This is a genomic window from Hyphomonas sp., from assembly GCF_046313975.1.
Taxonomy (GTDB): Bacteria; Pseudomonadota; Alphaproteobacteria; order Caulobacterales; family Hyphomonadaceae; genus Hyphomonas.
Map to the genome: position 1 here is coordinate 35,393 of NZ_JBKBXB010000025.1, position 11,995 is coordinate 47,387.

Below are 11,995 nucleotides of genomic sequence, written 5' to 3' on the forward strand. Positions count from 1 at the left end.
AACGGCATCTTTCCACGGTCATTTCGCGGGCGGCGAAGCCGTCGAGTCCCGCACCACGATCTCGGGAGAAAAGGACAGCTGCCCTTCCGGCTCCTTCCCCGCTGCCTGGTCGAGCAGGAGCTTTGCCGCCGCACGGCCCATTTCGCGGATCGGCAGGCGCACGGTGGTCAGCGCCGGCCAGAGCCGGGCGGCGATCGGCGTGTCGTCAAAGCCGACAATCGAGATGTCTTCCGGGATCCGGAGGCCCGCCTTGCGCACGGCCACATAGGCCCCGGTTGCCATCTCGTCATTCCCGGCGAAGATCGCGGTCGGGCGGCGGCGGGCATACAGCAGTTTCTCCATGGCCAGCAGGCCGGAGTCGAAGGTATAACCCGCCTCGACGATCATATCCGCCGACAGGCTGCGACCGGATTCCGTCAGCCCCCGGATGAAACCGCTGCGCCGTTCATGCGCCGAGCGAAAGCTTTCCGGGCCGTGGATGTGCGCGATCGCCGTGTGGCCGAGCGCGCAGAGATGCCGAGCCGCCTGCGCAGCGCCTTCGGCATCATGCGTGCGGATCATCCGGCCGGGCGTGTCGAGTTCGACTGACGCAATGCGCACATAATCGACTTCATGCGCGCGCATCATTGCGGCGAGCTCTTCATCCTCGGACACTGAGGGCGGCAGGATCAGGCCGAAGGGCTTGTGCTGCAGGATGAACTGTTTCAGCCGGTCTTTCAGGTCTGCATCGGCGCGGTTCACCGGCCGCAGCACGAGCTGGAAATCCGTCGCCTCGAGCCCGTCGAGAATGCCGCGCTGCATGTTCACGACATATTGCGGGCTCGGATTATCGTAGACGAGACCGATCAGGAATGAACGACGCAGGGCGAGCGCCCGCGCCTGCGGGTCGGGCGTGAAGCCGAGCTCGCTGATGATTGCCTTGACCAGATGCCGCGTGCGCGGCTTGACCAGCGGGCTTTCGTTGATCACGCGCGAAACGGTCTTTTTCGATACCTTTGCGATACGGGCGATATCGTTGATCGTCGCCCTGCCCTGCTGCCGGAACTCAGCGGCTTCACGCAGCGCTTCGGCGACTTCTGTCTCGGCATCAGGGGGAGGTGTTTCGGTCACAACAGGCCTTTGGTGTACGCGCAAGGAACGGTTTTGACCTGTCTCGCCCGCCTACCCGGATTTGGCAAGCGGCCCGGCGCGTCAGGTGCCCCGGCCCCTCTGGCTGGCATCCAGCGCGGCGGGTGTGCGGGGCAGCATGGTGTCCAGGTCCCAGGCTTCGGGATCAAACGCACGGCGGGTTTCGGGCATTTGGGGATAGCCGCCAACCTCGGACTGGCTGTCGATGATCTCGCCCCGGCCTTCGGCCACATTTGCGAAGACGCGTACATCATGGCCGTCCCTGTCCCAGGGCCGGGCGCCGGCATTGGCCAGAACGAATCGCTCGACATCCTGCGGCGCGAGAATCGGCAGGCCGGCCGGCAGCGGCTGGGGCTGGTCAGCATCGAGAATTCTTGCGCGGCCGGTTGTGTAGTAACCCCGTTCGGGCAGCGGATCGCCCTTCCAGTCGACGGCAAGGTTGTCGCGCGCATGGAGCGACAGGTCGCCGTCACCGCCCAGCATGATCAGCGGGAGGCCTTCGCGGGTCGATTGGCCGCCCCGCATCACGTTACCGATGACATCCATCCGCCCGACCTGGAACGGCACATCGCCCCATTCCAGCGCCTGAAGATTGTAGTGAATGGCGCGCTGGCCGGGATCATAGATGAAGTTGTTGACGATCTGGCCCTGCACACCGCCCTTGAACAGCGGGCTGCGCTCGTAATTGTGCGCATACAGATTACCATAGATCAGGATGCCGCTGATATTGTCGTGGATCAGCGAGCCTTTCGAATGCTCGAATTTCGGGTGCGTGGCATCCGCCAGCCCTTCGGCAATCAGGTTGTGGCTGTAGAGAATGTTGCGGGATGTGCCATTGCGCCAGTCTTCGGGCGTCTCGCCGGTGAAGCGCGGACCGGAGGCGGACAGGTTCTCGTCGACCGCCCAGGTCAGCGAGCAATGGTCGACGATCAGGTTGTGCGCGCGCAGCGTGGAAATCGAATCTTCCGCGAAACCGGAAGCACGCGCCTCGTCATTGTCGCCCGGGCGGATGCGGAGGTGCTGGATGATCACGTCGTTCGTCTTCACATCAATGCCGCCGCGGATGAGCGTGATGCCGGGAGACGGCGCAGTCTGACCCGCAATGGTGACATGCGGATGCGTGATCGAGATGGTCTCCTTTTCCAGATCGATCGTGCCGCCGACCTCGAAGACGATGATCCGCGGCTTGTCCATCGCCAGCGCTTCGCGCAGGCTGCCGGGGCCGTCATTCGCAAGGGTGGTGACGCGGACGATGTCGCCGCCGCGCCCGCCATCCGTGATGGCCTGCCAATCGATCGCCGGGAAGAACCAGACCTTGCCTGGAAGGGCGGGCGGGGTTTCCGGAGCCTCCACCAGAGTGGCGGGCGCGGCGCGCGCGGATGCGAGGTCGATGGCGCATCCCGAAAGGGGCAGGATTGCGGCCAGCGCACACAGCGCAGCGCCCTGATGGAAACGGTTCAGCATGAAGTCCTCCCGGTCAGTCTTTATCGTCTTTATGTGCCCGTTCGCTGAGAATTCGATTGACACATAGCTCGGTTTCAAGAATTTATGACACCGGTTTCCAATGCTGTCCAGCGACTGCCTTGGTAAAAATGCTAGAGATCAGACGGCCCCTGGATACCAGAGTGCGCCGCCAAAAGGGACGGGCCAGATGGCAGATTCCAATCCTGATGTGTCGCGCGTCGCCGTTCGCACGGACCCGCGCGCGGCTGCCTTTGTGGAGGCGCGCCTGTCGGCCCGTTCCGTCGCGGCCTATCCCGGCGCCCTGCCCGTTTCGCTGGACGAAGCCTATGCCATCCAGCGCGACGCGATCCATCTGTGGCCGGACAAGATTGCGGGCTGGAAAGTCGGCCGGATCAACCCGCCCTTCGATGCAGATTACGGGACCGACCGGCTCGCCGGTCCGATTTTCAGCCGGCAGATCACCCTCGCCGGTGCAGATTCTGTAAAAGCCGAGATCATCCCCGGCGGGTTCGGTGCCATCGAAGGCGAAATCGTCATCGAGACGGCTTCCGACGCGCCCGAGGCCAAGCTGGACTGGACACTGGCGGAAGCTGAAAACCTCGTAAAATCCATACGAATCGGGGCTGAAGTGGCGTCCAGCCCGCTGGCCGCGATCAACGATCACGGGCCGCTCGTGACCATATCAGACTTCGGCAACAATAACGGCCTCATCCTCGGAGCCGAGATCGAGGGCTGGGCGTCTGCCGACCCTTCTGACTGGACTCTCCGCACGCTGATTGATGGCGTCGTTGCGGGGGAGGCCACTGCGGCGTCCATTCCCGGCGGCCCGCTCGAATCCTTCCGCGTCCTTCTGGAAATCTGCGCCCGAAGAGGCATGCCGATCCGCAAGGGCATGCAGATTTCGACCGGCGCAGTGACCGGTGTGCACCTCATCAAGGCAGGACAGACCGCGGTGATCGAGATGGCCGGCCTGCCCCCGATAAAGTGTTCCGTATGCGCAGCATCCGTCGCCGGACAGCCGCATCGGCGCGCGGATTAAGGCGACCTTTCTGCAACAGTCGACAGGAATCTGACGAAACATGAAGGGACTGAAAGTTTTGTAATTGCTACCGGTGACATAAAGAATTATGCTACCGGTGACATAATGAGCGGCTGCCCTTGCAGGACGTCGCCGAATGACCAACGCTCAATCCTGGGAGGAGAGCAAAGATGCGTTTCAGAGACACCAGCTTCAATTTCCGCTTGCTGATGAGCGCAGCGGCTGTCGGCCTGATGGCTGGCGGCGCCGCCGCGCAGGAGCAGGACACTTCCGGCGACGCCGAGGCCCGGCAGGAAACGGTGGTCGTCACCGGCTTCCGCCAGAGCCTTCAGCAGGCCATTGCGGTCAAGCGCAATGAAACCGGGATCGTCGACGCGATCAGCGCAGAAGACATTGCCGACTTTCCGGACCTCAACCTTGCAGAAGCCCTGCAGCGCGTACCCGGCGTCCAGATCGACCGGGACGGCGGCGAAGGCCGCTCGATCAACGTGCGCGGCCTGAGCTCGGATTTCGTCCGGGTGCAGATCAATGGCATGGAAGCGCTGGCGACCACGGGCGGCCGCGATGGCCGCGCCAACCGGAACCGGCAGTTCGACTTCAACGTTTTCGCAGCCGACCTCTTCACTAGCGTAAAAGTGGCCAAGTCTCAGGACGCCAAGACGGATGAGGGCTCGCTCGGCGCGACGGTGCAGCTGCGCTCCGCCAAGCCTTTCGACTATGACGGCTTCACCTTCGCAACCGGCGCGCAGGCCTCCTATAACGACCTGTCGGAAGAGACTGATCCGAGAATCACGGCCCTTGTGTCGAACACCTGGCTCGACGGCCGCCTCGGCGGCCTGCTCTCGGTCGCCTACTCTACGCGCAACACGTTCGAGGAAGGCTCCAGCTCCCTGCGCTTCCGCGTTCCGGCAGACGATGGATGCGTGGCCCCGTTCGTGAATCTCACGCGCTGCTATCAGTCAGTCGGCACCATCACGACAGCCGACGGCACGGTGCTGACCGGCGCGGCTGCAGCGGCGGCCGCCGCGAACGGCGCCCATCCGCGCATCCCGCGCTATGGCCGCATCGGATATGACCGCGAGCGGCTCGGCGTCACGGGCGCGCTCCAGTTCGAGCCCTGGGCCGGTACCGAGATCACATTCGACTCGCTCTACGCCCAGCTCGACCAGACCCGCTCGGAAGAGTTCCTGGAAGTCATCTCCTTCGCCCGCGAAGCCGGTGTGCAGGGGCTGCGGACTGTCGATCTCGTCTCCGGCGTCCTGGACGACAACCGGACCCTGGTTTCCGGAACGTTCAATGATGTGGATGTCCGCACTGAGCAGCGGATCGACATTCTGGCGACCGAATTTTTCCAGAACTCGCTGAGCTTCGAGTCGGAGATTTCCGACAAGCTGCGCCTGTCCGGCATGGCCGGTGTCTCGCGCGCAATCGGCAAGAACCCGCAGCAGACGACCATCTCACTTGAAGCCTATGACATCGACGGCTACCAGTATGATTACTCGGACCCCAACCTGCCGTTCTTCAACTACAACTTCGATGTCAACAATCCGGCCAACTATGTTTTCTCGTCCTCAACCGCCCTTGGCGATGCTTCGATCATCCGCCTGCGGCCGAACAAGACGCTGAACTCCTACGAGACCGGCCGGCTGGATCTCGCCTACGACATCAACGACATCTTCACGATCACCGGCGGCGTTTCCTACAAGGAATTCGGCTTTGACGTGAAGGAATGGCGCAAGGCCAGCGAAGGCGTGACGGCGACAACGCTGACGGCGCTCGCCGCGAATGGCTACACGCTGGCGGACTACACGACTGTGCTGACGAATTTCGGCCAGGGCATGGACCTGCCGGCGGGCACACCGACGAGCTGGATCATTCCGGACCTCAACGCCGTTCGGCAGATCACGGGCTTCGACTGTAACTGCATCAACCAGTATGGCGACTGGCGGCTCACGCGCTTTGACGGTGAAACCCGCGGCGCGATCGAGAAATCGACAGGCGCCTATGTCCAGGTCGATTGGAATGCCGATCTCGGCTACGTTCCGATCCGCGGCAATATCGGCGTAAGATATGTCGAGACAGACCTGACCTCTTTCGGCATTCTGAGCGGCGCCGAGGAAACCGTGAACTTCAAGTATGAAGACACGCTGCCGGCTATGAACATCGTGCTCGAGCCGTTCGAAGATGTGCTCCTGCGCTTCGCGGCGGCCAAGACCATGGCGCGCCCCAATCTCACGGCACTGACACCTGGCGGCTCTATCGATAGCAGCCCGCCCGGCCTGTCGCTGACCGCCGGCAACCCGTTTCTCGAGCCGATCCGCTCGAACAATGTGGACATCTCACTGGAATGGTATCCATATGAAGAGGCGCTGTTCTCGGTTGCTCTGTTCCGCAAGAACATCGAGAGCTTCAACCAGCGGCTTCTGCGCACTATTCCGTACTCGGAAACAGGCTTCCCGAACTCCCTGCTCGGGCCGGGTGTCACGCCGGACGACCTGTTCAACGTGACCACCTTCGTGAATACGCCGGGCGGTGTGCTGAACGGTGTCGAGGTGACGGCGCAAACGCCGTTCAACTTCGACTTCATCCCCGAGCCGCTCCAGGGCTTTGGCGGCATCATCAGCTACACGAAGATCGACTCGGAGTTTGACTACATCATCAACGTCAACTCGGGCGCAACGGTCACCCAGCCGCTGGTCGGCCAGTCGCCGGAATCCCTGTCGGCAACGCTCTACTACGAGCGCGGCCCGTTCGAGGCGCGTATCTCGAGCAGCTGGCGCGACGAATACCTCACCACCGTTCCTGCCGCGAGCGGCAATGACGTGGAAGGCAAGGCCGCAACGCTGAACCTCGACTTCTCGGCATCCTACGAGCTGACCGACAAGATCGAGCTGACCTTCGAGGCCATCAACCTGACGGATGTGTATGACGAGCGTTGGATCAACAGCGACCGGCAGAACAGCCTGAACTATGAACATACCGGCCGCGAATTCGTCTTCGGCATCCGGTATCGCTATTAGGGCCTGAACGGCGACAGGTGCGGAACGAACCCTCCCTCCGCACCTGCCTTCATGCTCATCCCCGGCCGCCGGCTCGCCCCCGAGCCGGCGGTTTTATTTCAGTGTACGGATATGATGGCGAGCGGCGCGCGAGCGCCAGTGGCCGGGAAGGTGAGCCGTGGCTTGGTCTAGTGCGGCCAGCGCTCTGTGAGTACGGAGACGTCGCCCTGCGGGCTGAGCGAGACTTCCATGGCCGGGTCTACAGGCGCGCCGGGCGCGAACAATTCATAGATTATGACACCGTCCGTCTGCGTACTTTCGATCACGCGCGCCGGAGACATGCCCTGCGCCGCCGCGTCTGCCGCTGCCCTCACCGCCTCCGGTACATTCGCCCAGTCAAGATCGCGCTGTATCTCCACAATCTCCGGCCCGGCATCGGTCATCAGGATATCGAACTCGATCTCGCTGCCATCCGGCAGGCCGCCTTCAACATCATAATAGGTGCGCCCGTCGCGCACTTTCCGGAGAACTTCGGAAACGATAAACCCTTCGGCCGCGCTTTCGGCGAGGGCGCGCACATCTGCGGGAAGGTCTTCAGGCGCGATCTCGGTGATCTCTACTTCCGCAGCAACCTCCGCTGCCGGTGCCGGCGCATCGCCGCATGATGCAACACCGGCGAGCAGGACTGCCGAGGCCATCCAGTAAACGTTTTTCATAAGCTGTCTCCTGTTGCTGGCGGGCATCAGCTGCCCCACTGGATAAAGGGCACGGCCGCGAACAGCGCCCGCTCCTTGCCGCGCGGGTCGCGTTCAACCCGGGTCTCTGTATCGAAGATCATCGTCTCGCGCGCCGGAATGCGATGTTGCGGCCAGCGCGGGAGGCCCGCATGGTCGGGCGTTCCGGACGAGGCGAGCGAGACGAAGGCCTGCATTAGCTGATCACTGACACGCCGCGCTGCGGCTGCCTCCCCGGGCATCGCACCAGCTGCATCCAGATTTCCGAAGGCGTAGCCGATATCCACCGTGTGCGGCGCGCCCCATTTTCCGCCATCCTCCGTCCACGGAATATCGAACCGGTAGACCCAGGTCGGGGCGCCCTGCCGGGCCCGCGCGTCTGCCTCTTCGACCTGCCCGCGCCAGGACCGGCCCGCCGTCGTCGCCGCGAAGAATACCTCGCCCGGCGTATAGGAGGAATAGTCCTCCCTGTAGGCAGCCGCCACGAGTGCCGGATCGATATCGCTGCGCATATGCCGCGCCAGAGCTGCCGGCAGATCGTCCCAACTGATATCGAACATCTCCGGCTCGCGCCGCCCGATCAGGGTGCGCGTCTCGTCGCGCGTATTGCCGAGGATCATGGGGATGCGGGCGGACTGCGCGGGCGCGTCCGGCCAGAAGGGATGGCGCGTCAGCAATCGCCCGTCGAGCACCGGCCCGAAATAGACCGGTTGCGTTTCGTCCAGCGGGTCACGCGTGCCGAGAGCATCGATGATGCGCGCGGCCGGCATCGCCGCGAGCTGTGCGGCTTCATCCGGCTTCAGCTTCAGGGCCGACAGGAAGGCCCGCGTGCGCCGCGCCGCGTTGAGCGGGCCCGACGCGGTTACCTGCTGCCCGCTCATGGTCGCGGCCGAATGGAACAATCCCGCCGCGGCCGGCGCGGCCATCAGCGTTGCGATCTTCGCGCCGCCGCCGGACTGGCCGAACACCATCACGCGCGATGGATCGCCGCCAAACGCGGCTGCGTTCTCGCGCACCCAGTGCAGCGCGAGGATTATGTCCCACTGCCCCGCATTGCCGGAATCCGGAAACGGCTCGAGATAGAGATATCCGAACGCATTGAGCCGGTGATTGATCGTGATGACTACGACATCGCCCGCGGCAGCCAGCTGCGCACCGTCATAGAGCGGATCAGACCCAGAGCCGGAATTGTAGGCGCCGCCATGAATGTAGACCATTACCGGCCGCTGCCCGCCATCGCCGGTGCCTGGCGTCCAGATATTCAGGAAAAGGCAATCTTCGGATTGTGCGCCCTCGCCGCCCCTTTGCGGTGCGGATGCACCATATTCCGTGGCCGGAACGGCTTCTATCCAAGGCTGCGGTAAGGCCGGGCGGGCGAAACGCGTGAGGCTCGTATCAGCGCCGTAGCGCACGCCGCGAAACACGCAGACGCCGCTCTCCCGCAGGCCGCGCACCGGGCCGTTCGTGGTGTACACGGCGGGATCCGTTCCGGCGCTTGCCCGGCCTGCCAGCGGCGCGGCCGCAAGTGCGGCCAGCAGGTGCCGGCGCGTCAGCGGCACGGCTTGCCATCCGGGCGCGTGCCGGCAACGCGGCATTCCCATTTCGGATAGTCTTTCGAGATCAGCCGCGCCGGCCAGTCTCCATACCAGCTGTATCCGGTGCGCCGCTCGGGGTGGATCTGGTCATAGCGCACCACGCGCAACCCGTCCCGGTTGGCGAGGACGACCGAATTGTCTTCCAGGTCATGGAACCGGGCCCAGAGCGGCGGCGCCTGCGGGTCGTCAACCAGCCGCCGGTCAAACTTTGCATTGTGATAGGCATATTCCGCGCCCGTTTCGAGCGGCACGGTTTCGAGCCGGACGCCCTCAAGGGCAACATCCTGCAGCCAGCTCACGGCGCCCCTGACACTGTCGATGACTTCCGTGGACGGATTATCTATGGACATCAGGTAGCGCGCCACCTCCACCGTCTCCTGGGACACGATCGCGGGCAGCTCGAAACTGCGCCCGCCCATCGGCGCCAGCGTTTCGGGATCATACTGCCCCGCCCACCCGGTCAAACGGCCTTCCTGCCGGACCTGCAGGCGCAGAAGGCAGGCCTCGCCGCGCGAGAGGGCTTCCGACGCCTTCAGGCGCTGCGCCTCGCCGAACATGTCGAGGGGCGCCGCGCCCTCTGAAATGCGCCGGAGCAATGTGAGCGGCCCCGAGAAGACCTCATCTGCCACCGTGATCCGGCCCTGATAGTCATTCTGAGCCGGCACCGTATGCGGCCAGCCTCCGCAGGTTTCGAACTGGTGTTCCAGCAGGTAGCCGAGGCCCGCCTCTGCCCCGGCCTTGTAGCGCGCATCGCCCGTTTGCGCGTACGCCCCGGCGAGGTATTCGATCTGTGTAAAGATGTTCCGGTTGTCGAAGCTGCCACCGGGCTCGGCCTTGGCGGCGAGCAGTGCCGCTTCGTCTTCCGGCGTCATGATCTGCAGCGGATCAAGGTTCTGCACCCAGCCCCCATGATCGCGCTGCATCAGCAGGAGGTTATCTGCGATGGCCGCGACATCTTCCGGCGCGTGACGCGGATAAGCCGCGCCCCGCTTCATCTGCGAGTGATGGATGGCATCCTCGAACCCGTCCAGCGGCAGGGCCTGCGCCGCCGCCGGGGCGGCAGTCACCAGCCCCACGAGGGCAGCCAGCACCGCCCGGCGCAACCTGAACCGCACCATATCCCTGCTCCCTCGCGCGCACCTGCGAGCGCTTGGAAACAAGAATAATGATACCGGTATCACAAGGTCAAGGGAGCAAGACCTTGCCGCCCGCAGCTTCCGGGTGATCTACGAACTCGACCGGATCGCCCGGCTGAGGGGAAAACCTCGAAGCATTCGAATCGACAACGGTCCGGAGTTCGCCGGGCGGCTGCTCGATCAATGGGCGTATCTCAACAAGGTCGAACTCGACTTCTCAAGGCCCGGAAAACCCACGGATAATGCTTACATTGAGACCTTCAACAGCCGGCTTCGGCAGGAGTGCCTCAACGCCGCCTGGTTCCTGTCAATGCCCGACGCCCGAGGCCGGCTGAATGAATGGCGAGATGATTACAACCAAAACCGGCCGCATTCCGCGCTTGGAAACTTGACGCCAAGCGCCTTTGCGGCCCTACTTGAACCAGCCCGAAAAGTCGCATGACGGTCGGACCAAAGTCGGGGTCAGGACCAGAATGAGTGATGGACTCCGCACACGATCCACCGGCAGCAAGGCATGAACTCCGTATGCTGACGGATGCATGATGCCCGGACAAGCCACGGTCCGGCAATCGATGCGCGCCTTGGCTAAGCGGTGATACGCACTCTTGCACGGGGTGCAGCGCCTTTCTCGCCGGCCGAAAGCCCAACGTCAGCGGCTCTCCATCACCATGCCTGTGTTCGGTATCCGGGCCTCTGCCCTGAAGACCTGGACGCGATGAAATAGCCAGACCCCTGCCCTGGCGAGCGCTTCAAGTTGGGGCTCGCGCGCTCAATGGGATCTTTACAGGCAGGCTCGTTCAAAACGACGGCCAGCTCATGCAAGAAGCCCCTGGAAACAATTCAATCCAGATAGAGCCAATTGCTGAGTCAAACCGATCCATCCATCGCCTGTGGGGCGAAGGGATCAGCAGTTTGGGCTGCGCCCTACGTTCTTGATTTTATTGAATACCATTGTGCCAGATGGCGCGAGTGACGCGCCTTAAAACCCACCTAAAATCCTATGTTTTTCAACCTATTAGTCGGTCACGTTTCGCCAATTGTAGTGCAAAAAGTCGGCAACTTGTAGTGCAAACTGTAGTGCACGTTCTCCTTTTTGTCTGAGTTCGACGCTGCCCATCAGCGACAAGTTCGTTACTAATGTGATTTGCCGATTTCGTCACGACACATCAGGGCACGGGCGTCGGTTTGCCATTACCGGCAAAGCCAACCGCGCCAGGTTTGCCTGAGGCTATTTTCTTTGAGAGAGTGGCCCAATGACAGACAAGAAGCAGAGACCTCATTTTTCGCCTGAGGTGCGTGATCAAGCGGTTCGGATGGCTGTGAGCGATGCCGAACTCGAGAAAGCTGTCCGCTCCTTAGCCAGGCTTATAGACCGTTACGGTGATGCATATTGGCCGCTGTTTGAACGCCTCGAAGCGGAGCTTAAGGAGCGAAATAGCCGCAAAGACAGGCTGAACGCGTACCTGCCGACCAATGACACAGATTCTGAAAATCCAAAGCGGCAGACCGAATAGGGCGAAGCGCTCCATCCAAAATTTAATTACGTTATTTATCAAGCACTTAGGGGTGTTTAATTTTCGATTTGTAGGGAGATTTGTAGGAATTTCAGTAGGAATATTTTTGCGTCCTTTTTCCCTATCAGGAATCCAGATTCGAAGCGACGACCCAATCTCGGTTTTTTCGATTTTACGTCAGCTTCTGCAAACCCTTTCCGCGGACCTTGCCGACGAGCTTTGTGTGCCGGCGCGCAACGTCAAGGTAGGCTTCTTCGATCCGTCGGGAGAAGTCTTCCGGATAAGGTGCAATTTCGTCGGCTTGCGACACCGCCCCCGCCGCGCTCGACAGGATTGCCTGCCAGTTTTCGACATGGGCAAGGAAAGCGATGACGTATGGACTTCCC

General features: G+C 62.5%; 9 protein-coding genes and 1 pseudogene. 4 read left to right on the plus strand and 6 right to left on the minus strand.

The features are described from left to right. Positions 1–18: 18 nt before the first annotated feature. Both ACK4TE_RS10235 and ACK4TE_RS10240 read right to left on the minus strand, forming a co-directional pair. The gene (locus tag ACK4TE_RS10235) at positions 19–1,110 is read right to left on the minus strand and encodes a LacI family DNA-binding transcriptional regulator (protein ID WP_409911410.1); all 1,092 of its coding nucleotides are present in this window, start codon (positions 1,108–1,110) and stop codon (positions 19–21) included. Positions 1,111–1,191: 81 nt separating this feature from the next. Continuing rightward, complete coding sequence (locus tag ACK4TE_RS10240; RefSeq protein WP_409911411.1) at positions 1,192–2,592, minus strand: polysaccharide lyase family 1 protein; 1,401 nt, start codon at positions 2,590–2,592, stop codon at positions 1,192–1,194. Positions 2,593–2,779: 187 nt separating this feature from the next. Between ACK4TE_RS10240 and ACK4TE_RS10245 the strand changes: the two genes are divergently transcribed. Together ACK4TE_RS10245 and ACK4TE_RS10250 are read left to right on the plus strand one after the other, a co-directional pair. Beyond that, positions 2,780–3,631 (plus strand): 2-keto-4-pentenoate hydratase, encoded by an 852-nt coding sequence (locus ACK4TE_RS10245; RefSeq protein WP_409911412.1) that lies wholly within the window; start codon positions 2,780–2,782, stop codon positions 3,629–3,631. Positions 3,632–3,801: 170 nt separating this feature from the next. Continuing rightward, positions 3,802–6,651: a TonB-dependent receptor gene (locus ACK4TE_RS10250; protein WP_409911413.1), complete on the plus strand. Its 2,850-nt coding sequence runs from the start codon at positions 3,802–3,804 to the stop codon at positions 6,649–6,651. A 167-nt stretch (positions 6,652–6,818) separates the two neighbouring features. On the opposite strand, the gene ACK4TE_RS10255 is transcribed toward ACK4TE_RS10250, so the two are convergent. Genes ACK4TE_RS10255 through pelA form a run of 3 tightly spaced genes read right to left on the minus strand, consistent with a single transcriptional unit; the run spans position 6,819 to position 10,077 of the window. Beyond that, the gene (locus tag ACK4TE_RS10255) at positions 6,819–7,346 is read right to left on the minus strand and encodes a hypothetical protein (protein ID WP_409911414.1); all 528 of its coding nucleotides are present in this window, start codon (positions 7,344–7,346) and stop codon (positions 6,819–6,821) included. A 26-nt stretch (positions 7,347–7,372) separates the two neighbouring features. Beyond that, on the minus strand, positions 7,373–8,923 hold the full coding sequence (locus ACK4TE_RS10260) for a carboxylesterase/lipase family protein (protein WP_409911415.1): 1,551 nt from the start codon (positions 8,921–8,923) through the stop codon (positions 7,373–7,375). After that, positions 8,914–10,077: a pectate lyase gene (gene pelA / locus ACK4TE_RS10265; protein WP_409911416.1), complete on the minus strand. Its 1,164-nt coding sequence runs from the start codon at positions 10,075–10,077 to the stop codon at positions 8,914–8,916. The genes ACK4TE_RS10260 and pelA overlap by 10 nt, the downstream gene beginning before the upstream one ends. A gap of 91 nt (positions 10,078–10,168) precedes the next feature. On the opposite strand from pelA, the pseudogene ACK4TE_RS10270 reads away from it, so the two are divergent. After that, positions 10,169–10,537 (plus strand): annotated as a pseudogene (locus tag ACK4TE_RS10270) (integrase core domain-containing protein); the annotation flags it as partial. Between the two features lie 811 nt (positions 10,538–11,348). Further along, positions 11,349–11,609: a hypothetical protein gene (locus tag ACK4TE_RS10275; RefSeq protein ID WP_409911417.1), complete on the plus strand. Its 261-nt coding sequence runs from the start codon at positions 11,349–11,351 to the stop codon at positions 11,607–11,609. Between the two features lie 172 nt (positions 11,610–11,781). On the opposite strand, the gene ACK4TE_RS10280 is transcribed toward ACK4TE_RS10275, so the two are convergent. Beyond that, a partial coding sequence (locus ACK4TE_RS10280; RefSeq protein ID WP_409911418.1) for a hypothetical protein occupies positions 11,782–11,995 on the minus strand: 214 nt, incomplete at its 5' end.